Raw genomic sequence first — 25,048 nt, forward strand, 5'->3', positions numbered from 1 at the left:
TTAAAATAGCCGTTGCCCGACGCTCATTCGTCCGACGGAGCCTCCGAATCGGGCGTCTTGCCCTCGATGAGCGACGAGTCGTCGTACCGGTCGCGGAGCACCTTCTTGTCGAACTTGCCGGTCGCGGTCTTCGGCACCTCGTCGATGAACACGACCTCGTCGGGGGCCCACCACTTCGGGAACTCGTCTTCGACGCGCGCGACGAGGTCGGCCTTGAGCGCGTCCTCGTCGACGCCGCCCTTCGGGACGATAAAGGCCACGGGGCGCTCCTGCCAGCGTTCGTGGGGGACGCCAATGACGGTCGCCTCGGCCACGTCGTCGTGGGCCATGATGCTGTTTTCGAGTTCGAGCGACGAAATCCACTCCCCGCCGGATTTGATAACGTCTTTCGCCCGGTCGACGATTTGGACGTAGCCGTCTTCGTCCACCGTGACCACGTCGCCGGTCTTCAGCCAGCCATCCTCGTAGTCCTCCTCGTTCGCGTCGGGGCGCTCGAAGTACTCGGTCGTCACCCACGGGCCGCGGACCCACAGCTCGCCGAACTCCTCGCCGTCCCACGGGACCTCGTTCCCGTCGTCGTCGACGACGCGCATCTCCAGCCCCGGCGCGAGCAGGCCCTGCTTGGCGCGCTTTTCGTACTGCGCTTCGGCGGGGAGGTCCTCCATCCCCGGCTTGAGGTGGGCGACGGTCCCGACCGGCGACATCTCCGTCATGCCCCACGCGTGGAGCACGTCCACGTCGTGTTCCTCGTCGAACCGGCGGATGACCGACTTGGGCGCGGCCGACCCGCCGATGATGATGCGTTCGAGCGACGAGATGTCCGCGTCGTGCTCGTCGAGGTAGTCGAGCAGGCCGAGCCACACCGTCGGCACGCCCGCGGTCATCGTCACGCCCTCCTCTTCGATGAGTGTCGCGAGGTCCTCGGGCGTCGGCGACGGGCCGGGGTAGACGTGTTTCGCGCCCGCCGCGGTCGTCGAAAACGGCAGGCCCCACGCGTTGACGTGGAACATCGGGACGACCGGCATGATGACGTCTTTCGCGCCGATGTCGAGGCCGGATTCGGGGAGCGTCGCCATCGTGTGCGCCCACAGCATCTGCTGGGAGTACTCGACGCCTTTCGGCTGGCCCGTCGTCCCCGAGGTGTAACACATCCCCGCCGGCTGGTCCTCCGGGAGGTCCGGCCAGTCGTACTCGTCGGGGTGGTCAGCGATGAACGACTCGTAGTCCGTCACCGGGGACAGGCCCACGTCGTCCGGTACCTCGGAGGCCATCACGACGAACTGCTCGACGGAGGCGAAGGCGTCCTCGTCGACCGCGCCGGCGAGTTTCGGCGCGAGCGACGGGTCCACGAAGATGATGCGGTCCTTCGCGTTCTCGACGATGTACTGGATGTGGTGGTCGGGCAGAAGCGGGTTGATGGTGTGCAGCTGCGCGCCCATCGAGGGGACCCCGAAGTACGTCTCGAAATGTCGGTTGTGGTTCCAGCAGAACGTCGCCACCCGGTCGCCGTCCCCGATGCCGGCGTCCGAAAGCGCCCCCGCGAGCCGTGCCACGCGCCCCTCGTACTCCGCGTACGTGTAGCGTTCCAGCCCTTCGGCGGTCCGAGAGACGATTTCGCGGTCCGGATAGAGCTTGCCCGCGCGCCACAGGAACGGCCGAAGTGTCTGGTTGGTAGCACCTACCATACTGTCCTCTTGTGGTAAAACGTAATGATTGTTTGGAAACGACTCGGCGTGGTGCGGGCTGCGGATTCGGCGTCACCCGCGGGCGCGTTCACTCACTCGTCGCGGTCGGGAACGAACTCATCACCACCGTCGCCGCCGTCGGTATCGCCGGCGTCGGCGTCTCCGTTGTCGGTGTCGCCTTCCGCGCGCTCGGCGTCGCCGCGTTCGGCTCCGTCGACGCTCGCTTCACTATCGTCCTCGGCCTCGTCTCCGTCGCGTTCCGCGTCCGCGACTGTCGCGTCGCCCTCGGCGTCGTCGATGGCGGCCTCGTCGGCGTCGCTCGCGGGCGTCGCCTCGCCGGAGTCGGTCTCGGAGTCGTCGGACTCGTCGTCGTCGTCGTCGTCACCGTCGTCACCGGCATCGTCGTCGGTGTCGTCGTAATCGGTCGCGTGCTCCGGTTCGGCCTCCGCGACGGGCTTGGCCGCGACCAGTCGCTCGCGGACCGCCTCGCGGTCGACGGTCCCCGAGACGGTCCGCGGGAGTTCGTCCGCGGTCGCGACCAGTCGCGGGCATTTGAACCCGGCGAGTCGCTCGCGACAGAAGTCGTCGAGGTCCTCGTCGTCCGGTGGGTTCTCCGGGTCCGCGGGAACGACGAGGGCGGCGACGCGCTCGCCCCACTCGGCGTCGGGGACCCCGAGCACGGTGGCGTCGTCAACGTCGGGGTGGTCCCGCAGGACCGCCGCGACCTCGCCGGGGTCGACGTTCTCGCCGCCGGTGATGATGCGGTCGTCCTTCCGGTTCAGGACGTACAGGAGACCGTCGTCGTCGCGGTAGCCGATGTCGCCGGTTCGGAGACCGGCGTCGCTGAAGGCGTCGGCGGTGGCCTCGGGGTTCCGGTAGTAGCCGGGCGAGACGGTCGGTCCCGACACGACGAGTTCGCCCGGCGCGCCGGGTTCGACGGGGGTTCCGTCCTCGTCGACGACCCGGAGGTCGGTGAAGTAGAGCGGCCGCCCGACGGTCCCCACGTCGTCGAACGCCTCCCGCGGGGTCGCGGTGGCGACCTGCGACGCCGTCTCGGTCATACCGTAGGTCGGGTGGACCGGCACCGAGTAGTTCCGACAGCGCTCGATGAGTTCGTCGGGGGCGGGCGCGCCGCCGAGGAGCACCACGCGGAGCGAGTCCGAGAGCGTCCCCCGGCTGTCGAGCATCCGCGTGAGCATCGTCGGCACGAGCGAGACGCCCGTCACGTCGTACTTGCCGATGTCGTCGGCCGCGCCGCCGGCGTCGAACCCCTCGCGGAGGACGACCGTCGTCCCGTACAGCGGGCCGCGGAGAATCGGGCCGATGCCGCCCATGTGGTGCAACGAGAGCGTGACGAGCCACCGGTCGTCGCGCGAGACGCCGAGTCGGAACGCCCCGGCGACGGCGTTCGCAAGCAGGTTTCCCATCGTGAGTTGCACCGCCTTCGGCGTCCCGGTCGTCCCCGAGGTGAAAAGCAGGAGCACCGTCTCCGAGAGCGACCAGCCCGCGGGTTCGACCCGCTTGGGCGCGATAGACGAGAGGTTGATGACGCCCTCCCACCGCGGGTCGTCCACGGAGACGACGGGCACGTCGGTCGTCGCCTCGACCGCCGTCGACTCGGTGGACTCGCCGCAGACGAGCGTGGTCACGTCCGCGAGTTCGACGTTGCGAGCGATTTCGTCGGCGGTGAGTCGGTCGCTGAGGGGCACGAGCACGGCCCCGAGCCGCGTCGCGGCGTGGATGAGTCGGACGTAGTCGACGCCGGGGTCGAGAACGACGCCGAGGTGGTCGCCGGCCTCGACGCCGAGGGCGGCGAGTTGGCCGGCGGTCTCGTCCACGAGCGCGTCGAGTTCGCGGAAGGTCCACGAGTCGCCGGTCGCGGCGTGGATAAGCGCCTGTCGGTCGGGCGTCGCGGCGACCCGGTGGGAGAGCCAGTCGCGCATCGGCCCGGCGAACCCGCGGGCGTCGGCGGCGGTTGCGTCGTCCTCGGTCGACTCGGAGTCGTCGCCACCGGCCGCGTCGTCGGGAGCGCCCGTCATCGCTCAGTGCGAGACGAACTCCACGAGGACGCCGCCCGTGGACTTGGGATGTAAGAAGGCGACCTCGTGGCCCCACGCGCCGGGGCGCGGCTCCTCGTCGATGCGGTCGACGCCGGCGGCCTCGGCGGTCCGGAGCGCGGCCTCGATGTCGTCGGTCTCGACGGCGACGTGGTGGATACCGCCGCCGCGCTTGTCGAGGAACTTCGAGATGGCACCCTCCTCGTGGGGTTCGAGCAGTTCGAAGTAGCCGTTTTCGAGTTCGAGGAAGACGACCGACATGCCGTCGAACGTCTCCTCGTGAGCCACGGGCGCGTCGAACAGCTCCGCGAACAGCGCGGCCAGTCCGGCGGCGTCGGGCGTGGCGATTCCGACGTGGTCGAGATGCATGCCTCCAGTTCGTCGGGCGCAACGGATAAACCCAGACGGTTCGATACTCCTGTCATGATAGTAACGACAACGGAGACGGTCGTCGGCCGCGACATCGAGGAGACGCTGGGTGCCGTCCGCGGGAACACGATTCGCGCCCGCAACGTCGGCCGCGACATCACGCAGGGACTCCGCAACATCGTCGGCGGCGAACTCAAGTCCTACACCGGGCTGATGGCCGAGGCGCGCGACGAGGCGACAGACCGGATGGTGGCGGAGGCGGAGGCGATGGGTGCCGACGCCGTCGTCGGCGTCCGGTACGTGACCGCCGAGGTGGCCCAAGGAGCGGCCGAGATTCTGGCCTACGGGACCGCCGTCACGCTCGTCGGCGGCACCGACCCCGACGCCGACGCGGAATCGGCGTCCGAGTCGAACGCCGACGTGGCGTGAGCCGACGGTGACGCCGACGACTCGGCGGGTCACCCGAGACCCGCGGCGACTCGCACGCGGGGTCGTCCGACTCGCCACGGACCGGGCCACAGTCGCCGTCTTCGCCGCGCTCGCGGCCGTGTGGGCAGTCGGCTTCGTCGGCGTGGTGCCGAGAGAAATCTGGGTCGTCGATTACCCCGCGCTGGTGGCCGCCTTCTTCTTCGACACGCTCGCGGCCAACGAGTTCGGCGTTCGCGAGACGGCGGTGTTCTACCCGGCGCTCGCCGTCTTCGGCTACCTCCAGGCAATGGTCTTCGTGGCGGCCGGGCGAGTGCTTCGAACTCGACTCGTCGGGGTCGGTGAGCGACGCGAAAGCGGGAAACGCGTCGAGAGTGGGGAACGAAAATGAGCGCAGGAGCGCGCGTCAAGAGCGGGACGCGAGGGGCGTGAAGTTCGAAGGTAGCGAGCGAGTCGGCGTGTGACTCACGGCGTCGGGTCGGGCCTCAGTCGCGGGCGGTCCGGGCGACCGTGACCTCGACGGGGACGCCGGGCACGTCGACCGTCAGCATCGAGCGGTCGACCCGGGTGACGACGACGCGGGCGACGGCGACGATGGCGGCGACGGTGACGGCGACCGCGAGCGACGCCACGGGGTAGGTGACGACCGCGACGACCGCGGCCATCGAGGTGAGCAGGGCGGCCTGCGTCGCCAACGAGGGCGCGGGTCGGTGATTCGAGGGGTGGTAGTCGGAGCCGGTACGACTGTCTCTGGAGCGTTGTCGTGACATTCGTCTGGTGAGGGGGACAATCGGATGCGATACCGGGGGCTCTCCGGTCGAAGAGCCCCGCAACGCGACGGCCGCCGCTCGAAAATCGAGCGACTGGTGGCGCGAACCTCGCGCCGACAGACGGCGGCCGGGCGTGTGACGGGTTTAGAACGCGATAAGCGGCATCATAAGCCTCGATTGTCTCCACTCGGGGGGTGATAATAAAAGTTGTTGGACGGGTGAAAGTATAGAATTAGTGACTCGTTGGCACGGGGCGCGGGGTGCGGGGCGGTCGCCGGCGCCGGTCGTTCGGGAGTGTAGGGGCAGCTCAGGCCATGCCGGGTTCGTACTCTCCGAACTCCTCGCGGAGGACGCCGCAGATTTCCCCGACCGTCGCGTAGGCCTTGACCGCCGTGACGATGAGCGGGAGGAGGTTCTCGTCGCCGTTCGCGGCGGCGCGGATGTCTTCCAACGCGGCCTCGACGGCCTCCTCGTCGCGGTCGTCCTTCCGGGCGTCGAGCGACTCGACCTGCTTTTGCTCTTCTTCCTCGGAGACCTCTTGGACCTCGACGGTCGGCTCCTCGTCCACTTGGTACTCGTTGACGCCGACGATGACGCGCTCGCCCTCCTCTATCTCGCGTTGGCGCTCGTAGGCCACGTCCTGAATCTCCCGCTGAACCCACTGGTTTTTCACGGCGTCGAGCATGCCGCCGCGCTCGTCCACCTCGTCGAGCAGGTCGAACGCCTCGTCTTCGATGTCGTCGGTCAGCGCCTCGACGTAGTAACTGCCCGCCAGCGGGTCGATGGTGTCGGCCGCGCCCGACTCGTGGGCGAGAATCTGCTGGGTGCGGAGCGCCGTCCGAACCGACTTTTCCGTGGGGAGTGACAGCGCCTCGTCCTTCCCGTTAGTGTGGAGCGACTGCGTGCCGCCGAGGACGGCCGCAAGCGCCTGATAGGCGACGCGGACGACGTTGTTCTCGACCTGCTGGGCGGTGAGCGTCGAGCCGCCGGTCTGGGTGTGGAACTTCAACTGCATCGACTTCGGGTTCTCCGCGCCGAAGCGCTCTTCCATGATTTTCGCCCACATCCGCCGGGCGGCGCGGAACTTCGCCACCTCTTCGAGGATGTTGTTGTGGGCGTTGAAGAAGAAGGACAACTGCGGGGCGAAGTCGTCCACGTCGAGGCCGGCGTCGACCGCGGCCTCGACGTACTGGATGCCGTTGCCGAGGGTGAACGCGACCTCTTGGGCGGCGGTCGAACCGGCCTCGCGGATGTGGTAGCCGGAGATGGAGATGGTGTTGAACTTCGGCGTCTCCGCCGCGCAGAACTCGAAGATGTCCGTGATGAGCCGCATCGACGGCTCCGGCGGGAAGATGTAGAGGTTCCGCGCGATGTACTCCTTCATGATGTCGTTTTGGATGGTTCCGCGAAGCTCCTCGCGGGGGACGCCCTGCTTGTCACCGAGGGCGACGTACATCGCCAGCAACACCGCCGCCGGGGCGTTGATGGTCATCGACGTGGAGACCTCACCGAGGTCGATGCCGTCGAACACCGTCTCCATGTCGTGGAGGCTGTCGATGGCGACGCCGGATTTCCCCACCTCGCCGGCGGCCATCATCGCGTCGGAGTCGTAGCCCATCTGCGTCGGCAGGTCGAACGCGAGCGACAGCCCCGACGAGCCGTTGTCGATGAGGTAGCGGAACCGCTCGTTGGTCTCGGCGGCCGTCCCGAAGCCCGCGTACTGCCGCATCGTCCAGAGCCGCCCGCGGTGCATCGTCGGATACACCCCGCGCGTGTAGGGCTTTTCGCCCGGGAAGCCAACGTCCTCGTCGTAGTCCACGTCGGCGTCGTCCGGGGTGTAGAGCCGCTTGACGACGTTGCCGCCCGTGTCGGTCGTGAACTCCTCTTTCCGCTCCCCGAAGCGGTCGAGCGTCGGCCCCAGCGTCTCGTCTTCCCACTCGGCTTTCGCCTCCCGAATCTCTTCGAGCTCGTCGGGATCAAACATGGTCGAAGATGTGGTTTGTCCCTACTTAAGCGTACGCGGGTCGGCGGATATCGGTCGCTGTCTCCGACCGTGAGCGCGCGACCGAGGGTGTGACGGTGTCCCCGCGAACGCGGCCGCGGCGACCGATTTTATGTCGCTCGCGCGCCCTGCTTCGCCATGGACATCCTGACCGACGAGACGCGGCGGTTCCTCGCGGCGACCGCGCCCGAACACGACGCGGTGCAGGCCGAGATGGCCGCCTACGCCGACGAGCACGGCTTTCCCATCATCGGCCCCGAGGCGGGCGGCGTGCTCCGCGTCCTCGCGCACCTCGCGGACGCGACGCGGCTGTTCGAGTTCGGCTCCGGCTTCGGCTACTCCGCGACGTGGTTCGCGGAGGGGATGGCCGACGACGCAGAACTCTTCCTGACCGAACACGACGCCCACGAACTCGACATGGCGCGGGAGTTTCTCGACCGGGCCGGCCTCGCCGGCCGGACGACGTTCCTCGAAGGCGACGCGCTCGACCTGTTCGAGGGCGTCGACGGCGAGTTCGACCTCGTGTTGTTGGACCACCAGAAACACCGCTACGCCGAGGCGTTCGACCTCGTCTCCGACCGCGTCGCGGTCGGCGGAGTCGTCGTCGCTGACAACGTGATGCGCGGCCCGGTCGATTTCGGCGCGCTCACCGACTGGAGCGAAGGCCGGGCCGAGGCCCTCGACGGAGCCGACGCCGACACCCGCGGCATCGCGGCGTTCCTCGACGCGGTCCGGGCCGACCCGCGGTACGAGACCATCGTCCTCCCGGTCGGCAGCGGCCTCGCGGTCAGCACGCGGGTCGAGTGAGCGCGCGACCGCCGGGACGCGCACCGACCGCCGCGCACCGACGTTCGCCACGCTTTTGAGCGCCCACCCCGACCGTTCGGGTATGTTTGGAGGCGGCGGGATGAACCCGCGAAAGATGAAGCAGATGATGAAGCAGATGGGCATCGACGTGACGGAGCTCGATGCCGAGGAAGTCGTCATCAAGACGGGCGACGAGGAGCTCGTCTTCAGCGACGCGCAGGTCACGCGCATGGACGCGCAGGGCCAAGAGACGTATCAAATCGTCGGCGAGCCCGAGACGCGCGAACTCGGTGCCGGCGACGACGGCGGCGACGAGTCCGTCGAGTCCGCCGAGGCCGCCGACGCCATCCCGGCCGACGACGTTGCCATCGTGGCCCAGCGCGCCGGCGTCCCCGAGGACGAGGCCCGCGAAGCGCTGGAGGCCGAAGACGGCGACCTCGCCGCGGCCATCGCGCGACTGGAGTGATACTCCTCGTCCACGGCGACCGGGAGTACCTCCGAGCGCCCGGCGACGAACTGCACACCGACCTCGGGATGCTCACCGTCCCCGAGGACGTGGAAGCCGGCCAGACGCTCGAAACCCACATCGGCGAGGAGTTCCTCGTCCGCGAGCCGCGCGGCCCGGACCTCTTCAACCACTTCGAGCGCACCGGCGCGCCGATGATGCCGCGCGATATCGGCCTCATCGTCGGCCACACGGGTATCGCGGCCGGCGAGCGGGTCCTCGACGCGGGCACCGGCACGGGCGTCCTCTCGGCGTACCTCGGCCGCCTCGGCGTCGACGTGACGACGTTCGAACGCGACGCCGAGTTCGCGGACGTGGCTCGCGAGAACATGCGTCTCGCGGGCGTCGAACAGCGCGTCGACGTTCGCACCGGCGACATCACCGACGAACTCGACGACCTCGCGGACTCGGGGTTCGACGCGCTCACGCTCGACACCGAGAACGCGCCAGAGGTCGTCCGCCACGCGCCCGACCTGCTCGTGACCGGCGGCTACGTCGCCGTCTACTCCCCGTTCGTGGAGGGCACGCGCGCGGCCGTCGAAGCCGCCAGAGAGGCGGGGCTCTCGGACGTGGAGACGTTCGAGACGATTCAGCGACAGATGGACTTCAACGACCGCGGGTCGCGCCCCTCGACCGCCGGCGTCGGCCACACCGGCTACCTCGTGTTCGCCCGCAACGAGTGAGCGAGTCCGACGCCGGCGGGCCAACCGCTCTTTCGGCCCGACTTCGTTCCCTCACCCGACGCCGCGAATCACGCGAAACAGCTCTTCTCTGAACCGCTCCGGGTCGATTGCCTCGCGGAGCGCCGCGGCCGTCTCCCCGTCGCCACCGCGGACCTCGCGGGGGTACGCGCCGCCGGTCAGGCGGAACTCGCCGTCGACCGGCGTCACCGCGAGGTAGGCGTCCGCGGCGAGTTCGACCCCGGCGAGTTCGACGGTCGCGGCGTAGCGAATCACGTCGGCCTCGGATTCGGTCGCGTCGTCTCCTCGGGTGTCGTCGTCTCGGCCGGCGTCGCGCTGGCCGTCGCCACCGCCGCCAACTCGTACCCGGAGCGTCCGCGACTCGACGCGCCGAACGTCCGAGAAGCCGCGGGCTTCGAGGCGCGACCGGAAGCCGGCGCTCGCTCGTTTGCCGACCAGTTTCGTCAGCGACTTCGACGGCGGTGTGTGCGGCCGGATTTCGAGGCGGCTGGCGAACAGAAAGCGCCACGGGCCGTCGGCGGTCGCCGGCACGCGCTCGCGGATGGCGGCGTCCTCGTAGACGACCGTCCGGGCGACGACGCTGACGGGGCCGAGTTCGAACGGGCGGTCCGTCGCGTCGTCGACGCGGACCCAACCCTCCAGCGGCGGGAGCGTCGGCGGGGCGGGCGCGTCGGCCATGCCCCGCGTTACGGACGGAGGGCTGAAAAAAGCGGGTCGCTCAGTGGTCGTCTTCGCGCCACTTGTGGTCGCACTCGACGCAGGTGAAAAAGCGCGTCTCGGACTCGTCGGCCGAGCGAATCTGCTTCATCTCGTAGCGCGCCACGTCGTGGCCGCACTTCGGGCAGATGGCCTTCGTCGTCGGGCCGATGTCGGCGTTGTCCACGTCGGACATGTCGACGACCTCGCTGGACTCCTGGCCCTCGGTCGTGACCATCGACTTCTCTTTTTCGCTGTCTCGGGCTTTCTCGTGGCCGTTCGGACAGACCCAGACGCCGTCTTGCGGCGTCATCAGGGACCCGCAGTCGTCGCAAAACTCCATGATAGTACGTCCTACCGCTTGAGGGACTTAAGCGTCAGGATTGCGCCGCGCTCGCGGGGTGAGCGCTGAAAAAAGCCGGTGCCGAGCGGGCGACTCAGGCGTCGCCGTCGGACTGCCCCGGTTCGCCGAGCGCCTCGATTGGCATCGCGTTGTTCAGTTCGTAGTACAGGTCCTTCGCGTCGGTGAACTCGCTCGTGAGGCAGTTCCGGACTAACTCACCGAGGTCGGCGTTCCCGTCGGCCATGAGCACCGTCACACCGTCGAAGGAGGTCGCGGCGTCCCGGCGCGAGACCGGGTACGACAGGTCTTCGAGGAGGGATTCGACGCGGGCGAGCGTGATTGATTCTTTCACGATTATTCATTATACATAGAGCGTATTAGCAGTTGTCGGAGCCGTGCTAGCACGGCTATGCGGGAGAATCGGTGACTCGAATCGCCCGAATAAACCGGAAACAAGAGCTCTCTCGGTTCTATTCGAAGTCGGGGTCGCGCTTGTCGAGGAACGCCTCCATCCCCTCGCGCTGGTCGTGGGTGCCGAACAGGCCGCTCCAGACGCGGGCTTCGAAGTCGAGCGCGGCGTCCCGCGGCGCGTCGTGGGACATGTTGATGGCGGCTTTCGCGCCCGCGAGGGCGTGCCGCGGCTTCGACGCGAGGTCGGCGGCGAGGTCTTCGACGTGCGAGTCGAGTTGGTCGTGGGCGACGACCTCGCCGACGATGCCGTACTCGTGGGCGTCGCTGGCGTCGATGCGCTCGCCGAAGAAGATGAGCCGGCGGGCGACCTCGTCGCCGACGAGCGCCGGCAGGCGGACGCTCCCGCCCCACCCGGGCATGATGCCGAGGTCGATTTCGGTCTGCCCGAGGAGCGCGCGCTCGGAGGCGACCCGGAGGTCGCACGCCAGCGCGAACTCCATGCCGCCGCCGAAGGCGTAGCCGTTGATGGCCGCGACGGTCGGCGCGGGGAACTCCTCCAAGCGCGTCGCGATGCGGTGGCCCTGCTCGGCGTAGTTCTGCGCGGCGGGCGTTCCGATGTCTTTCATGTAGCCGATGTCCGCGCCCGCGATGAACGCCTCGTCGCCCGCGCCGGTGAGGACGACCACCCGAGCGCCGTCGGCTTCGGCCTCGTCGAGGGCGTCTTCGAGCGCGTCGAGCGTGTCCGCGTTGAGCGCGTTCATCTGCTCGGGGCGGTCGATGGTGATGGTCGCCACGTCGCCGTCCCAGTCGAGTCGGAGGGTGTCCCAGCTCATACTCGGGGCGACGCGAGGCACAGGGATAATAATTAACGTTCGCCGGTCGCGCTGAAGAATCCAGAACAACGTTATAGCCCCTCCGTCGAATCCACCGATATGACGCTCTCCGACGAGGCGGAAGAACGCCTCGCCGACATCGTCCGGCTCCAGCCGACGAAGAACAAGGAGTTACAGAACCGCTGGGACCTCGAAAGCGGGAGCGAGGTCCACCGCTACCTCGAATCCGAGCTGAAAGACTACTACTACCGCGACGACAACAGCCTCATCCGCGCGACGGCCGAGGCGGCCGAACTCGTCGGCGTCGAACCCGGCGTCGAGGGCGACGACGAGGCCGAATCCGTGCCGAGCGTCATCCGCGTCCCCTCGCTCGAAGCCCGCGTCTTCGAGGTCGTCGCCGGCCCCGACGAGCGCTCCGAGAGCGTCGTCAGCGTCCTCAACAAGCTCCGCGACGAGTTCGACATCGACCCCGACGTTGACGACGTGCGCCGCGCGCTCCAGAGCCTCCGCCGCAAGGGCGTCATCGAAGTCGTCTACCGGACCGTCCCCACGTTCCGCCTCGCCGTCGAGCGCGACGAGGTCGACGTGGAAGTCGTCTAACCGCCCGCCTCCGCGGTCGTTATTCGCGCCGCTCGAACACCAGCGCGTAGTGGTACGGCGGGATATCGAGTTCCGCCGTCACAGCGAGGTCGGTCGCCTCTTCGACCATCGCCGCGGTCTCCTCCGGGCCGAGCCGCAGGTCGGTCGGCGGGCCGCGCGGTTCGCCAGCGATGGTCGTCTCCGCTCGGGGGAGCGGCCGCCAGTTGACGACGACGAACCGGCCGTCGTCGTCGAGGACCGACTCGACTTCCGTCAGGAACTCCTCGGGGTCGTCGACGCCGTGGAACGCGTTGGCGAACAGCGCCACGTCGACGGGGTCCGAGACGTGCGCCGAAAGCTCGCGGGCGTCGCCGCGGACCGAGACCACGTTGTCGATGCGTTGCTGGGCGGCGAGGTGGCCGAGTTCCGCGAGGAGGTCGTCGTCGAGGTCGACCGCGTACACCGTGGCCGGCGCGACGATTCGCGCCGCGGGGAGCGCGAAGTAGCCGTTTCCGCACCCGATTTCCACGACGGTGTCGCCCGCCGACAGCCCGAGGTCCCGAAGCGTCTCGCCCGGCGTCGGCCAGAGCTTCCCCCACCAGTCCCAGTCCGGCAGGCTCGTGTTCTGGAATCGTTCCATACCGCTCGGTCGGCGGGGCGCGAAGTTAGGCGTTCTCACTGCCGCGCTCGGCGCGGTCTCGTTCGCGCTCGCGCCGCGCCTCCAGAATCCGGCGGACGCCCTTGCCGGGGCCGCCCTCGATGGGCCAGCCGTTCATCCGCCACGCCGGCGGCTCCGGCTCGAACGACGGACACGAGTGGGCGCACTCGCGCTGGCTCTGATAGCAGTCTTTCGCGGCGCACCGCGGGACGAGCGCCCGGCCGCGCCGGTCGAGTTCGAACTGTCGGCAGTCGGGTCGCATCGTGTCCACGTAGTTGCGCCAGCCGCGGTCGAAGGCGCGCTCGGCGAGGACGAGTCGCCGCCGGGCGTCTTCGGAGTCGGGCGAGAGCGAGCTCGGGTGCCACAGCACCTCCGCCGAGTCGCCGTCGACGCCGAGGATGCCGACTTCGACCGGCAAGTCTTCAAGCAGGGCGGGTTCGACCCGCCGGCCCGTCACCTCGGTGGCGACCCAGACCTCGTCGGCGAGCGCCCGCGACACGTCGTGTTCGAGTTGGTCTGCGAGCGCGCGGGCGGCGCTGGCGTCGAGGTTCGGCTTGTTCTCGATGGCGACGACGCGCTCGACCCAGTCGGGGTACGGTGCGGTCCGGCGGTACTCGACGCGGTTCCGCGAGCCGCGGCGTTTCTCGACGAGGCCGAGCCCCGCCGCGCGGTGGACCGCGGGCACGACGTGTCGCCACGGGAAGTCGGGTTCGGGGATGGCGTCTCTGTACCACGCCCACTCGGCGGGCGCGTGGCGGACGACGCGCAACAGGTCCGAGTCGAAGCCGTCGGTCGAGAGGGCGCGCCGGGCGGCGAACGCCTCGGGGTCGACCTCGACGACGACGGTGTCCCAGCGGCGCTGTCGGGTGCCGAGCTGTCGGGCGACGAACGCGGGGCGCGGGCCGTCGGGATGCCACGCGCGCTCGGCCCAGCGACAGACCCGGAGCTCGAAGGCGAACTCGGGGTCACGGTCGCGGTCGCGGTCGGCGGCGTCGCTCACGACCGGGAGTTGCGGCGGGAGGCCGAAGGCGTTTCGGTCGGGGGGCTTCGGCGTTCGGCCCGACGATGACGCAGATGATACCGCGGCTGTCGCCGCCCGCGCCGCCCCGCCGACGCGCGGCGCTGTCGCTCGCTGGCGTCGCGTCTCGGGCGTCGGCCGGTTCGGCCGACGCTACTTCAGGTACTTGTGTTCGCCCTCGTTTTTCGCGGCGAGGTCGTCGAGGAACTCGTGGGCGCGCTCGAATATCTCGCGGGGGCCGTCCTGCGTGATGGTGTTGATGGCCTGCTCGTAGTCGCGCCACTGGAGGTCGCGGTGCTCCGTCGAGAGCTCCGCGGACGCCTCGAACGACCGCGCGATAAAGAGGTGAACCGTCTTGTGAATCGTCGTCCCGTTCGCCTCGAAGACGTAGCTGTAGTCCTCGCGGAAGCCGTCGATGAGGCGGAAATCTTGGATTCCCGCCTCCTCTTTGACCTCCCTGATTGCCGTTTGCTGAAGCTCCTCGTCCCCTTCGACCCCGCCCTTCGGGAACTCCCAGTCCCCGGGACGGCTCTTCAGGAGTAAGTACTCCCTCCGGCCGCGGGTGTCGCGGAAGAGAATGGCTCCAGCGCTGACCGCTTCGACTGCCATTACCCGAAATAAACGTGCCACCCTTTAAGAGGGTATCGGAGGATGTAGCGCGTTCGCACGGTTTTTCACTCGGGATTCGGGGTGAGGAGCCCGAAGTCCCCGGTTCGTGTAGATGCGCTTTTACCGTCGGAGCGTGCAACAAGGAGTAGTACCCAGCTATGGCCTTCGTCACGAAACTCACCTTTCAAAGCGGTGATAAGGCGGTCCTCGACCGAGTGGTCGACGACCTCAAGCAGTTCATCGAGCGGAAGGGCGCGGAGTGCCGCGGCCCCCACTCCGACCAGCCGAAACAGGTGAGCGTCCCGCAGTACCGGACGCTCCAGCCCGGCGACCAGTTCTCGTCGTGGTCCTACCCCGTCTACACCCGCCGGCTCGAAATCCACGGCGCGGACCAGATTGCCCGCGAAGTCGGCCTCAGGGAGTTCCCCGACAGCGTCCACGTCGAAATCGAAGTCGAACAGAAAAAGCCGCTGGGCCACCGTCGCTGACGGCGGCGACGGCACGCAAAAAGAGACGCGGGCTGCGTTTTTTCGTCCCGGTTTTTCGGCCGCTCAGGCGTCCGGTCCGAGCACCTCGACCACGTCGCCAGTGCCGACGTGGTTGGTCGCGTCGAACGACGTGACCTTCAGCCGAACCTTGTCCTCGACGGCCGCCCCTTCGCCGTCTTCGACCCGGATGACCGAGTCGCCGATGCGGACGGTGAGGCCGTCGCCGTTGCGCTCGCTGACGTAGGCCGTGATGACCTCGCCGGGTTCGAACGTCGGCGTCGCGGTGCGGAACGTCCAGCCGGCCAAGAGCTTGTCGAGGCGGCTCATACGCGGCTCACCTCCTCACTCGTGCGGTCGGAGACGTACTCGCGGCCGTAGCCGGTCCACGCGGCGAGCAGGAACACCGCCACGAGGAACCAGCCGTGGAACACGTAGGGGAAGACCGACGCGGGGTTCACGAGCATCTCGGCCGTGAACCACGGCGTCGCCTCGCCGCCGACGAGACCCTGCATGGCCCCGTAGCCGGCGAGGAGGCCGCCGCCCCACGGGAAGATGTAGCCGAGCGCCGAGGTGTTGGCGTCGAGGATGTTGGCGCGGCGGTAGCCGTTGATGTTGAAGCGCTTGCCGAGCGTGGCGATGTACGGCGCGATTGCGATTTCGGCCGCCGTGTTGATGGTGACCGTCGCGTTGACGAGCGCCGTCCCGACGACCATCGTGGTCTCCGCACGACGGACCGTCGTGGCGACGCGGTCGATGACGAGTTCCTGAATCGCGTCGAAGCCGCCGCCGGCGCGCATGATTTCCGCGCCCGCGACGAGCAACAGCGTCAGGACGATAAGCGGGAAGAAGCCGGCCGCGCCGGAGTAGACGCTGCCGCCGACGCCGACCTGTCCCGCGGGGACGGTCTCGACGACGGCACCGAGGAGCGGCAGCGCCTCGACCGCCTGCGTCAGGCCGTTCTGCGGCGCGCTGAACAGGAGCATGCTCCCGGCCGACACGTCCACGAGGTTCGCCGCGCCGAGCGCGACGTTGAACGCCGCCGCGAGGAGCAGCCCCCACGAGACGGCCTCGATGATGTGCCGCCCGCGGACGGCGAGGGCGATGACCACGGCGATATCGAGCAGGTGGACGAGCCCCCACGGCGACACCGACGCGGAGACCTCGCCGGCCACGTCGACGTGCGGCATGCCGCCCCAGACGCCGGGGATACCGAAGCCGGCGACGAGGTACGCCGCGATTGCGAACGCCGCCGCGACGACGGCGTACTTCACGCGGGAGGCGACGACGCCGCCGATGTCGGCGTCCTGCGTGACCGCGGAGACGATGGTCGTGTCGCTGACGGGCGCGAGGTTGTCCCCGAACACCGCGCCGGAGAGAATCGCGCCGAACAGCAACACGGGGTTCGCGCCGAGGAGCAGCCCCGCCGGGAAGACGAGGCTCGTGAAGGCGATTGCGGTGCCGTAGCCGGTGCCGATACCGGTCGCCAGGAGCGCCGCGAGCAGGAACGTCACGGCCGGAAACAGCCCCGGGCCGACGTTCAGGACCGTGGCCGCCCAGACGAGGCCGTCGACGAAGCCGCCGACCTGAATGGTCTCTGCGAACATGCCCGCCCAGAGCCACGCGACGACCGCCGTCGCGGCGACCCGGCGGGTCATGCCGGCGAAGATGACGTCCGCGTAGTCCTTCCAATCTCCCCGGACGAACAGCAGTCCCGCGATGAGTCCTGTCAGCATCCCCGCGACGAGGCCGGTCGTATCGCCGATACCGAGGATACCACTCTGGAAAATCGCCCACGCGATGAACAGGGCGATGGGCAGGGCGCTCACGAGGCGCCCGCCACGGAAACTGAGCTCGATGTCCGGTTCTTCTGGCATCGTTTGTCAGAGCTTGACTGGGATATATAATAGGCACGAATTTCCTCCAACTATTTCTTCCAAACTTGCGTTTCTTGCCCACGAAACGTCGGGAGCGTTTATCATCGCCGGGGGAAAAGAGTCCAGACATGAGCCACCGAGCGACGATGGACGACCTCGTCTCGCTTCGACGCGACCTGCACCGCCACCCCGAACCCGCGTGGTGCGAGTTCTACACCACCGCCCGCCTCGTCGACGAACTGGAGACGCGCGACCTCGACGCGCTCTACGTCGGCCCCGAGACGCTCGACGCCGACGAGCGCATGGCCGTCCCCGACGACGCCGAACTCGACGCGTGGGTCGAGCGGGCCCGCGAGGCCGGCGCGCGCGAGGACGTACTCGACCGCCTCGCCGGCGGCTACACCGGCGCGGTCGCGGTCGTCGAGCGCGGCGAGGGGCCGACCGTCGGCCTCCGCGTCGACATCGACGCGCTCCCCATCCCCGAGTCCGAGGCCGACGACCACCTCCCGGCCGCCGAGGGCTTCCGCTCCGAGAACGAGGGCTTCATGCACGCCTGCGGCCACGACGCCCACGCGACAATCGGCCTCGGCGTCCTCGACGCCGTCATCGACTCCGACTTCGAGGGGACGTTCAAGCTGTTCTTCCAGCCGAGCGAAGAGCAGGTCGCCGGCGGCAAGGCCGTCGCCGAGGGCGGCCACCTCGACGACGTGGACTACCTGCTCGCGCTCCACGTCGGTCTCGACCACCCGACCGGCGAGGTCGTCTGCGGCATCGACGGCTTCCTCGCGGTCTCGCACTTCCGCGCCGAGTTCACCGGCGCGCCGGCCCACGCGGGCGCGAAGCCCGAGGAGGGGAAGAACGCGAACCTCGCGGCCGCGGCGGCCACGCAGAACCTCTACGGTATCTCCCGGCACTCGGACGGCGCGACCCGCGTCAACGTCGGCCTGATGGGCGGCGGGACCGCCACGAACATCGTCGCCGAGGAGGCGTTCATCGAAGGCGAGGTGCGCGGCGCGACGACGGAGCTCATGGAGTACATGGAAGACCGCGCTCACACGGTCATCGAGTCGGCCGCCGCGATGCACGACTGCGAGGTCGAAATCGGGGTCGAGGGCAAGGCCCCGAGCGCCCGCAGCGACGACGCGCTCGCGGCCATCGTCGGCGGCGTGAGCGAGGGCGTCGAGGGCGTCACCTCGATTCTCGACCGCGACGACCTCGGCGGCAGCGAGGACGCGACCTACCTCATGCAGCACGTCCAGGACCGCGGCGGGCTGGCGGCCTACGTCGGCGTCGGCACGGACCACCCCGGCGGCCACCACACCCGGACGTTCGACGTTGACGAAGAGACCATCCGCATCGCCGTCGACGTGCTCGCCGCAAGCGTCGACCGAATTGCGACCGAGCGTCCCTAAGACGGTCCGAGCGCGTCGTTCGAGCCATCTCGGGCCGCGTTACCGCGTCGGAAACGGCGCACGGCCGGCCGAACAGCCCGCGACGAACCGCCAGCGGTTATTTGTCCCCCCCGTGCATAGCCGGCAGCGATGGGGTTCCTCGGCGGTGAATCGACCGAAGACACAGACCTGCGTCCGGGTCTCGCAGTCGTCGGCATCGCCGTCGGCGTCGCGGTCGTCCAGGTCGCCGTCTTCCCCCACAGCTCCGAGGTCTACTGGCTCCGGTTCGCAGTCGAACTCCTCTTGATTCCGATTCCCGTCGCCGGCGCGTTCGTCGTCGGCGGCGTCCGCCACGTGCCGACGGTTTGGCGGCCGCTGTACGCCGGGACCGCGCTGTTCGCCGTCTACGCCGTCAGCGACGCGGTCGACGAGGTCGTCGCCCAGCCCGAGGCGGTCACGCTCGTCTTCGAGGACGGGACGCTCCTCGTCGGGTCGGTCGCGCTCGCGGTCGGCGCGGTCCGGTGGTCGACCCACCGCGACGCCCGCGAGACGGAACTGCGCCGCCGCAACGACCGGCTCGACCAGTTCGCGTCGGTCGTCACCCACGACCTCAGGAACCCGCTGAACGTCGCCCAGATGCGACTCGAACTCGCCCGCGAGGGGCACGGAACCGAACACCTCTCGACGGTCGCTGACGCCCACGACCGGATGGAGGCGCTCATTCAGGACGTGCTCCAACTCGCCCGCGTCGGTGAGGAGGTCGGCGAGGTCGAACCCGTCAGCCTCGCCACCGTGGCCGCCGACGCGGTGACGAACACCAGTCTCGGGGCGTCCGGACTCACCGTCGAGGCCGACGCGAGGCTGCTCGCCGACCGGGGCCGGCTCACCGCCGTCTTCGAGAACCTGTTTCGGAACGCGGTCGAACACGGCTCGACGAGCCGCCGGGAGTCCCCAGACGAGACCGCGAGCCGCGACGTTCCGACCGAGACCCCGTCTCCCGCCGCCGACAAGAGCGCAGCCGACGCGAGCGGCCGCCGGGCGAGAGCCGACGCCGACGGGGGGACGCCTGGCGTCAACGTCCGCGTCGGCCCGCTCGAAGACGGCTTTTTCGTCGAGGACGACGGCCCCGGCATCCCGCCGGAAGAACAAGACCGCATCTTCGAGTCGGGATACAGCACCGACTCGCGGGGGACCGGTCTCGGTCTCGCCATCGTCGCCGGCGTCGCCGACGCTCACGGCTGGGAGGTGGCGGCGACGACCGGCAAAAACGGGGGCGCGCGGTTCGAGTTCCGGGGCGTCTCGTTCGCGGCGGAGTCCGAGGTCAGTACTTCGGGTCCGCGCCCGTGAGTTCGTAGATGTCGTCCATGATGCGGTCCCGCTCGACTTGCCACCCTTCGAGGGCGCTCGGCCGGCTCGGATAGCGGCCGTAGTGGGCCAACAGTTCGTCGGCCAGACGCTTGATTTTGAAGAACTCGTAAATCTGGCTCCAGTGACCGTAGCTCGACGCCGCGGTCTGCGCGAGGAGGACCGGGCCGAACGAGGTCGTCCCGGAGTAGAGCGCCTCGGCCAGTTTCTCGCCGGGGATGGAGGCGATGAGACCCATCAGGTCGTCCACGTCGACGGCGGTCGAGAGGATGTTGTACACGTCGAGGCTGGCGTAGCGACCGCCGAAGTGGTCCATGACGCGCTGGTTGTAGCGCCACAGCAGCTCCTCGCTCACGTCGCCCGCGTCGAGCGCGATAGCGGCCTGCTCGCCGGCGTACTTGCCGGCGTAGGCCGCGCCGGCGATGCCGCCGCCGGTCGTCGGGTTGACGTGGGCCGCGGCGTCGCCGACGGCCATGTAGCCCGGCGCGGTCGCAGAATCGTAGGGGCGGCGGGTCGGGAGGGCGGCACCGAGCTTGTCGATGACCTCCGCGCCCTCGAACTCGGGGCGCTCCCGGAGGTCCCTCTTCAGGTCGTCGACGAGCTTCATCGGCTCTTCGGTCATCTGGAAGCCGAGACCGGCGTTGATTTCGGTCTCGGTCCGCGGGAAGTACCAGACGTAGCCCGCGGCGACCTCGGCGGGTTTGAACACGAGCGCGTCCGACCACTCGACGGGCTCGGGGACCTCGACGACCTCGCGGTACGCCGACGAGAAGTGCTGGTAGGAGACGTTCGTGTCGAAGGTGGCGTCGGAGAAGTCCACCTTGTCCTGGAGGAGCGACAGCGAGCCCGCGCCGTCGATGACGATGTCGGCGTCGTACTCGACGACCTCGCCGTCGTGCTTGGCGACGATGCCGGTGACGGTGCCGTCGTCGTCCTGTTTCACGTCTTGGACGACCGTGTCGTAGTGGAGGTCAGCACCGGCTTCCTCCGCGCCCTCGATGATGAGCCGGCCGTACTCCCAGCGGTCGATGACGGCGAGTTCGCCGGGGACCGGGATGTCGAGGACGGTGTCCTCCTGCGGAATCTCGAAGCGGCCGTGGTCGACCTCGGTGTTGGTGAACGCCGGCTCGATTTTCGACTTCGGAATCGCCTCGGGGAAGGCGTCTGCGCCCTTCAGGGCGTCGCCGCAGGCGATGTGGCCCGCTTCCTCCTCGGGCTTTCGCTCGACGATGGTCACGTCGTAGCCCGCGTTTGCGATGGTGGCGGCGGCGTAACAGCCGGAGGTTCCCGCGCCGACGACCACCACGTCCACGGACCGGGTCCGTGGGCTCGCCGAGGAGTCCTCGGCGGTGTCGTTCTCGTCTGTGGACATGGTATCACCTCCATATCGCGGGCTGAAAACTCTTTACTCCCGCACCGACCGCGTGCGGCGAGTCCGAGGGCGGCGACCGCGACGAGACGCGGCGCTCGACGGGGGTTGAAAACGGGGAATCCGAGAGGTCGAGCGTCGCTCAGCGGTTGTCGTCGCCGGTGTCGTAGTGTTCGCCCGACGCGGCCGGGATGCGGGTGCGGCCGACGAGCGCGAGGACGACGAGCACCGTCACGTACGGAATCGTCTGGATGAGCGAGTCGGGAACGCCGTAGCCGGGCACCTGCTGGAGGCGAATCTGGGCGGCCTCCAGCCCCGCGAAGAGGAACGACGCGCCGAACGCGCCGACGGGGTTGTAGTTCCCGAAGAGGAACGCCACGATGGCGATGAAGCCCTTCCCGTTGACCATCGTCTGGTTGTTGCCGACGAACTGGCCGAGGCCGAGCGACAGCGCGGAGCCGCCGATGCCGGCGAGGAAGCCCGACAGGAGCACGCCCGCGTAGCGGACGCGGCTCACGTCGACGCCGACGGTGTCGAGCGCCTTGGGGTTCTCGCCGGACGCGCGGACGTGGCGGCCGAACGCCGTGCGGTTCAGGACGTACCACGACGCCGGGACCGCGACGAGCATCATGTACACCGCGGGGTCGGCGTCGAAGAACGCGCCGAAAATCGGGATGTCCGAGAGGACGGGAATCGTCCACGTCCCGAGCGTCGTCCCGAGGTTGTCGGTGTTGACGCCGCCGTAGTAGACGGTCGCCGCGAACGGCGCGAGGCCGAGCGCGATGAGCCAGACGGCGAGGCCGGCGATGATTTGGTCGGCCTTGAAGCGGATGCAGACCACGGCGAACAGCGCCGAGAACAGCACCGACGAGAGGATGCCGGCGAAGAAGCCGATCCAGATGGCCGGGAGGCCGACGACGGTCATCTCGGGGCCGACGATGGCCGTCGTGATGACCGCGGTGAACGCCGAGATGATGAGCAGCCCCTCGAGTCCGATGTTCACCACGCCGGCCTTCTCGGAGAAGATACCGCCGAGCGCGGCGAACGTGATGGGCACCGAGAGCCGCAGCGCCGACGAGAGCGTGCTCCGACTCGTGAGGATGGCGAGGAAGTTACCCCAGATACTGCTCGGGAACGCGAGGCCGAGCAGCGCGATGAGCAGGAAGACGCTCACCGCGCCGCCGACGAGGGTCGCTCTGTAAGACAGTTCGGTGTCGCGGAGTCGGTCGATGGTGGTCGTGCTCATTCGTCGTCACCTCCGAGGCGGCCGCCGTCCGTGGCCACGGTCTCGCGGTCCGGTTCGAGGTCGATGGCGGAGCCGAGCATGCGGAAGAACTCGGGCATCGCGACGAACAGGATGATGAGCCCGCGGAGGACGCCGACGAGCTGTTTCGGGACGCCGGTCCCGAACTGGACCGCGAGGGAGCCGGACTTGAGCGTCCCGAACAGGAGCGCCGCCGGGACGACGCCGAACGGATTGTTCCCCGCGAGGATGGAGACGGTGATGCCGTCGAACCCGAGCGAGGGGACGCCGGCCTGCCACTTGCCCATGACCATGAGCACCCAGATAGCGCCGCCCATCCCGCCGAGCGCGCCCGAGAGGAACATGCTCGTGACGGTCGTCCGCTTGGCGTCGACGCCGCCGTACTCGGCGGCCTCGGGCTGTTCGCCGCTCGTCCGGAGGTCGTACCCGAACGAGGTCTGTTCGAGCAGGAACCAGACGGCGACGACGAGCGCGAGGCCGAACGCGAGCGCGAGAAGCGAGAAGTCGCCGCCCTGCGGGAACGCCACCGGGAGGAGCGTCGCCCAGTCGGGAAGCGGCGTCGTCTCGACGACCTGCGAGTCGGGGTTGCCGAAGAACTCGCTGACGAGGACGAACGCGATTTGCGCCGCGATGAAGTTCAGCATGATGGTCGTGATGACCTCGTTGGCGTCGGCGTACGCCTTGAGCGCGCCCGGAATCGCCCCGTAGAGACCGCCGACGAGCGCGCCGACGATGACCGCGAGCGGAATCAGGATGAGGCCGCCGACGAGCCCGGACGGGAGCAGCGGCGCGACGAAGAACGAAAACAGCGCCGTGGCGAGGCCGCCGAGGACGAGTTGTCCCTGCGTCCCGATGTTGAACAGGCCCGCGCGGAAGGAGACGGCGACCGAGAGGCCGGTGAAGATGAGGAGCGTCGTCTCCTTGAGCGTGAGCGCGAACCCGAAGTTCAGCGGGTTCCAGTCGGGGTTGAGCGGTTTGAGAACTCCCGGGCTGTTCACGAGGAACGGCTCGCCGAGCGCCCCGTTGAACAGCACGAGATACACTTCGACGGGGTCGTAACAGAACCCGGTTCCGAACAGCGTCGTCGCCGCGGTCTGGCACGTCGTGACGCGGCCGGAGACGAGGATGATGCCAGCGCCGATGACCACGGCCATGACGAGCGCGGCGAAGCTGATGAGGATGCGCTCCGTCGCGGAGGCGGCCGTCAGCCGCCGGAGGACGGATTTCGCCGTTTCGGCCGCGCTCATTTGGCGTCACCCACGGGCGGTTCCGCATCGGTCGCGCCGGCGTCGGGGCGTTCGCCGGCCATGAGCAGGCCAATCTCTTCTTCGGTGGTGTCGCGTGGGTCTACGATGTCCATGAGTTCGCCGTCGTGCATGACGCCGAGGCGGTCCGAGAGGCCCTGTACCTCGTCGAGCTTCGAGGAGATGAGGAGAATCGCCTTCCCCTCCGCTCGGAGGTCCAAGAGCCGCTCGTGGATGAACTCCATCGCGCCGATGTCCACGCCGCGGGTCGGGTGGGTGGCGACGACGAAGTCCGGGTCGCGTTCGAACTCGCGGCCGACGATGAACTTCTGTTGGTTGCCGCCGGAGAAGGACTCGGCGTCGGCGTCGGCGTGCGGCGGTCGAACGTCGTACTCGTCGATGATTCGCTCGGTGTGCTCGCGCGCGTCGGACCAGTGTATTCGGCCGGCGGCGGCGAACGGCGGGCTGTGCTGGCTGCCGAGGATACCGTTTTGGACGAGGTCGAAGTCCATCACGAGCCCGCGTTCGTGGCGGTCCTCGGGGACGTACGCCATCCCGTCGTCGATGCGGGACCGACGCGAGGCGTCGGTGATGTCCCGGCCCTTGTAGGAAATCGAGCCCTCGGTCGGCGTCCGCAGGCCGGTGATGGCCTCGACCAACTGCGACTGGCCGTTGCCGTCGACGCCCGCGATGCCGAACACCTCGCCCTCGCGGATATCGAACGACACGTCCGAGACGGCGGGCACGCCGCGGTTGTCCGTGGCCGAGAGCCGCTGCACCGAGAGCACCTCGTCGCCCGGCTCCTGCGGTTCGGCCTTCGGTTCGAGGAGGACTTCGCGGCCGACCATCAGTTCGGCGAGTTCCTCGTTCGACGTTTCGTCGGCCTTCACGGTGCCGACGTTCTTCCCGTTTCGGAGGACGGTGATGTCGTCGGCGGCGTGCATGGCCTCACCGAGCTTGTGGCTGATGAAGATAATCGTCTTGCCCTGTGCGGTCAGCTCCTCGAAGACGCGGAACAGCTCTTCGACCTCCTGCGGGGTGAGGACCGCGGTGGGCTCGTCCAGAATGAGGATGTCGGCCCCGCGATAGAGTGCTTTCAAGATTTCGACGCGCTGTTGAACGCCGACGCTCACGTCCTCGATGGCGTCGTCGGGGTTCACGTCGAATCCGTATCGGTTCGAGAGGTCGATGACCTCCTGGCGCGCACGCTCCCGGTCGACGGTCGTGCCGAACCACTTGCGCGGTTCGTTGCCGAGGACGATGTTCTCGGCGACCGTCATGGGGTCGACCAGCATGAAGTGCTGGTGAATCATACCGATTCCGGCGTCGATTGCGTCCGCGGGCGAATCGAAGTCCCGCGGTTTTCCGTCCACGTGGACGGTCCCCTCCGTGGGTTCGTAGAGCCCGTAGAGGATGTTCATCAACGTCGTCTTGCCGGCCCCGTTTTCTCCCAGAAGTGCGTGCACCGTGCCGCGCTCGACGGTCAGGTCCACGTCGTCGTTCGCCACGACGCCGGGGAACCGTTTTGTGATTTCGTCGAGATGAACAGCGGTGCTCATCTTGAGCCTTTTTTCGGGGGGGTTC

General features: G+C 68.6%; 27 protein-coding genes. 9 read left to right on the plus strand and 18 right to left on the minus strand.

Annotated elements, in window-relative coordinates; translation table 11 throughout:
- Nucleotides 1-23: 23 nt before the first annotated feature.
- The 3 genes from E4P24_RS07230 to mce all read right to left on the minus strand — a co-directional run bounded on the left by E4P24_RS07230 (nucleotide 24) and on the right by mce (nucleotide 4,111).
- Nucleotides 24-1,685, minus strand: coding sequence for a long-chain fatty acid--CoA ligase (locus E4P24_RS07230; RefSeq protein ID WP_188148302.1), 1,662 nt, complete (start codon nucleotides 1,683-1,685; stop codon nucleotides 24-26).
- 92 nt (nucleotides 1,686-1,777) lie between these two features.
- Nucleotides 1,778-3,724, minus strand: coding sequence for an o-succinylbenzoate--CoA ligase (gene menE / locus E4P24_RS07235; RefSeq protein WP_188148303.1), 1,947 nt, complete (start codon nucleotides 3,722-3,724; stop codon nucleotides 1,778-1,780).
- A gap of 3 nt (nucleotides 3,725-3,727) precedes the next feature.
- Complete coding sequence (gene mce / locus E4P24_RS07240) at nucleotides 3,728-4,111, minus strand: methylmalonyl-CoA epimerase (RefSeq protein WP_004063472.1); 384 nt, start codon at nucleotides 4,109-4,111, stop codon at nucleotides 3,728-3,730.
- Nucleotides 4,112-4,165: 54 nt separating this feature from the next.
- Here mce and E4P24_RS07245 point away from each other — a divergent pair, with 54 nt between their 5' ends.
- Nucleotides 4,166-4,540 (plus strand): YbjQ family protein, encoded by a 375-nt coding sequence (locus tag E4P24_RS07245; RefSeq protein ID WP_006600319.1) that lies wholly within the window; start codon nucleotides 4,166-4,168, stop codon nucleotides 4,538-4,540.
- A gap of 7 nt (nucleotides 4,541-4,547) precedes the next feature.
- Nucleotides 4,548-4,928: a hypothetical protein gene (locus E4P24_RS07250; protein ID WP_006600318.1), complete on the plus strand. Its 381-nt coding sequence runs from the start codon at nucleotides 4,548-4,550 to the stop codon at nucleotides 4,926-4,928.
- A gap of 94 nt (nucleotides 4,929-5,022) precedes the next feature.
- On the opposite strand, the gene E4P24_RS18990 is transcribed toward E4P24_RS07250, so the two are convergent.
- Nucleotides 5,023-5,307, minus strand: a complete 285-nt coding sequence (locus tag E4P24_RS18990) for a hypothetical protein (RefSeq protein ID WP_223173897.1) — start codon at nucleotides 5,305-5,307, stop codon at nucleotides 5,023-5,025.
- Between the two features lie 307 nt (nucleotides 5,308-5,614).
- On the minus strand, nucleotides 5,615-7,291 hold the full coding sequence (locus E4P24_RS07260) for a methylmalonyl-CoA mutase (RefSeq protein ID WP_004043559.1): 1,677 nt from the start codon (nucleotides 7,289-7,291) through the stop codon (nucleotides 5,615-5,617).
- A gap of 156 nt (nucleotides 7,292-7,447) precedes the next feature.
- On the opposite strand from E4P24_RS07260, the gene E4P24_RS07265 reads away from it, so the two are divergent.
- The 3 genes from E4P24_RS07265 (at nucleotide 7,448) to E4P24_RS07275 (ending at nucleotide 9,304) form a co-directional block, all read left to right on the plus strand.
- Nucleotides 7,448-8,116: an O-methyltransferase gene (locus E4P24_RS07265; RefSeq protein ID WP_004063464.1), complete on the plus strand. Its 669-nt coding sequence runs from the start codon at nucleotides 7,448-7,450 to the stop codon at nucleotides 8,114-8,116.
- An 82-nt stretch (nucleotides 8,117-8,198) separates the two neighbouring features.
- On the plus strand, nucleotides 8,199-8,582 hold the full coding sequence (locus E4P24_RS07270; protein ID WP_081597039.1) for a nascent polypeptide-associated complex protein: 384 nt from the start codon (nucleotides 8,199-8,201) through the stop codon (nucleotides 8,580-8,582).
- Nucleotides 8,579-9,304: a methyltransferase domain-containing protein gene (locus E4P24_RS07275; RefSeq protein ID WP_008574124.1), complete on the plus strand. Its 726-nt coding sequence runs from the start codon at nucleotides 8,579-8,581 to the stop codon at nucleotides 9,302-9,304. Before E4P24_RS07270 ends, E4P24_RS07275 begins: the two co-directional genes overlap by 4 nt.
- Nucleotides 9,305-9,355: 51 nt before the next feature.
- Here the strand turns inward: E4P24_RS07275 and E4P24_RS07280 are convergent, their stop codons facing one another.
- The 4 genes from E4P24_RS07280 to E4P24_RS07295 all read right to left on the minus strand — a co-directional run bounded on the left by E4P24_RS07280 (nucleotide 9,356) and on the right by E4P24_RS07295 (nucleotide 11,605).
- Nucleotides 9,356-10,000 (minus strand): hypothetical protein, encoded by a 645-nt coding sequence (locus E4P24_RS07280; protein WP_115859943.1) that lies wholly within the window; start codon nucleotides 9,998-10,000, stop codon nucleotides 9,356-9,358.
- Between the two features lie 40 nt (nucleotides 10,001-10,040).
- Nucleotides 10,041-10,361: a transcription factor S gene (locus E4P24_RS07285; protein WP_008574128.1), complete on the minus strand. Its 321-nt coding sequence runs from the start codon at nucleotides 10,359-10,361 to the stop codon at nucleotides 10,041-10,043.
- Between the two features lie 94 nt (nucleotides 10,362-10,455).
- The gene (locus E4P24_RS07290) at nucleotides 10,456-10,713 is read right to left on the minus strand and encodes a hypothetical protein (protein WP_188148304.1); all 258 of its coding nucleotides are present in this window, start codon (nucleotides 10,711-10,713) and stop codon (nucleotides 10,456-10,458) included.
- Between the two features lie 118 nt (nucleotides 10,714-10,831).
- The gene (locus tag E4P24_RS07295; RefSeq protein ID WP_115802546.1) at nucleotides 10,832-11,605 is read right to left on the minus strand and encodes an enoyl-CoA hydratase/isomerase family protein; all 774 of its coding nucleotides are present in this window, start codon (nucleotides 11,603-11,605) and stop codon (nucleotides 10,832-10,834) included.
- A gap of 99 nt (nucleotides 11,606-11,704) precedes the next feature.
- On the opposite strand from E4P24_RS07295, the gene E4P24_RS07300 reads away from it, so the two are divergent.
- Nucleotides 11,705-12,205, plus strand: a complete 501-nt coding sequence (locus E4P24_RS07300) for a DUF5797 family protein (protein ID WP_004043551.1) — start codon at nucleotides 11,705-11,707, stop codon at nucleotides 12,203-12,205.
- 19 nt (nucleotides 12,206-12,224) lie between these two features.
- On the opposite strand, the gene E4P24_RS07305 is transcribed toward E4P24_RS07300, so the two are convergent.
- The 3 genes from E4P24_RS07305 to E4P24_RS07315 all read right to left on the minus strand — a co-directional run bounded on the left by E4P24_RS07305 (nucleotide 12,225) and on the right by E4P24_RS07315 (nucleotide 14,469).
- The gene (locus E4P24_RS07305) at nucleotides 12,225-12,824 is read right to left on the minus strand and encodes a class I SAM-dependent methyltransferase (RefSeq protein WP_006600315.1); all 600 of its coding nucleotides are present in this window, start codon (nucleotides 12,822-12,824) and stop codon (nucleotides 12,225-12,227) included.
- Nucleotides 12,825-12,849: 25 nt separating this feature from the next.
- Nucleotides 12,850-13,842 carry a DUF5787 family protein gene (locus tag E4P24_RS07310; RefSeq protein ID WP_004063450.1) on the minus strand — a complete coding sequence of 331 codons (993 nt, stop codon included), beginning with the start codon at nucleotides 13,840-13,842 and terminating at the stop codon, nucleotides 12,850-12,852.
- 171 nt (nucleotides 13,843-14,013) lie between these two features.
- On the minus strand, nucleotides 14,014-14,469 hold the full coding sequence (locus E4P24_RS07315; RefSeq protein WP_004043548.1) for a bis(5'-nucleosyl)-tetraphosphatase: 456 nt from the start codon (nucleotides 14,467-14,469) through the stop codon (nucleotides 14,014-14,016).
- Between the two features lie 158 nt (nucleotides 14,470-14,627).
- Here E4P24_RS07315 and E4P24_RS07320 point away from each other — a divergent pair, with 158 nt between their 5' ends.
- Nucleotides 14,628-14,957, plus strand: coding sequence for an uS10/mL48 family ribosomal protein (locus tag E4P24_RS07320; protein ID WP_004063449.1), 330 nt, complete (start codon nucleotides 14,628-14,630; stop codon nucleotides 14,955-14,957).
- A 63-nt stretch (nucleotides 14,958-15,020) separates the two neighbouring features.
- Here the strand turns inward: E4P24_RS07320 and E4P24_RS07325 are convergent, their stop codons facing one another.
- Both E4P24_RS07325 and E4P24_RS07330 read right to left on the minus strand, forming a co-directional pair.
- Entirely contained in the window at nucleotides 15,021-15,284 is a 264-nt protein-coding gene (locus E4P24_RS07325; RefSeq protein ID WP_170076518.1) for a hypothetical protein, read from the minus strand.
- On the minus strand, nucleotides 15,281-16,831 hold the full coding sequence (locus E4P24_RS07330; RefSeq protein WP_008607038.1) for a Na+/H+ antiporter NhaC family protein: 1,551 nt from the start codon (nucleotides 16,829-16,831) through the stop codon (nucleotides 15,281-15,283). The genes E4P24_RS07325 and E4P24_RS07330 overlap by 4 nt, the downstream gene beginning before the upstream one ends.
- 128 nt (nucleotides 16,832-16,959) lie before the next feature.
- On the opposite strand from E4P24_RS07330, the gene E4P24_RS07335 reads away from it, so the two are divergent.
- The gene (locus E4P24_RS07335; RefSeq protein WP_115802549.1) at nucleotides 16,960-18,243 is read left to right on the plus strand and encodes an amidohydrolase; all 1,284 of its coding nucleotides are present in this window, start codon (nucleotides 16,960-16,962) and stop codon (nucleotides 18,241-18,243) included.
- A 129-nt stretch (nucleotides 18,244-18,372) separates the two neighbouring features.
- Nucleotides 18,373-19,569, plus strand: coding sequence for a HAMP domain-containing sensor histidine kinase (locus E4P24_RS07340; RefSeq protein ID WP_188148305.1), 1,197 nt, complete (start codon nucleotides 18,373-18,375; stop codon nucleotides 19,567-19,569).
- Here E4P24_RS07340 and E4P24_RS07345 read toward each other — a convergent pair.
- The 4 genes from E4P24_RS07345 to E4P24_RS07360 form a co-directional block, all read right to left on the minus strand.
- Nucleotides 19,544-20,959, minus strand: coding sequence for a geranylgeranyl reductase family protein (locus E4P24_RS07345; RefSeq protein WP_188148306.1), 1,416 nt, complete (start codon nucleotides 20,957-20,959; stop codon nucleotides 19,544-19,546). The genes E4P24_RS07340 and E4P24_RS07345 overlap by 26 nt on opposite strands.
- A gap of 139 nt (nucleotides 20,960-21,098) precedes the next feature.
- Nucleotides 21,099-22,202, minus strand: coding sequence for an ABC transporter permease (locus tag E4P24_RS07350; protein ID WP_188148307.1), 1,104 nt, complete (start codon nucleotides 22,200-22,202; stop codon nucleotides 21,099-21,101).
- The gene (locus tag E4P24_RS07355) at nucleotides 22,199-23,467 is read right to left on the minus strand and encodes an ABC transporter permease (RefSeq protein ID WP_004043539.1); all 1,269 of its coding nucleotides are present in this window, start codon (nucleotides 23,465-23,467) and stop codon (nucleotides 22,199-22,201) included. The genes E4P24_RS07350 and E4P24_RS07355 overlap by 4 nt, the downstream gene beginning before the upstream one ends.
- A complete protein-coding gene (locus tag E4P24_RS07360) occupies nucleotides 23,464-25,023 on the minus strand; it encodes an ABC transporter ATP-binding protein (RefSeq protein WP_006600312.1) in 1,560 nt (519 codons plus the stop codon). The genes E4P24_RS07355 and E4P24_RS07360 overlap by 4 nt, the downstream gene beginning before the upstream one ends.
- Between the last annotated feature and the right edge of the window lie 25 nt (nucleotides 25,024-25,048).

The organism is Haloferax sp. AS1, assembly GCF_014530665.1.
GTDB classification, from domain to species: domain Archaea; phylum Halobacteriota; class Halobacteria; order Halobacteriales; family Haloferacaceae; genus Haloferax; species Haloferax volcanii.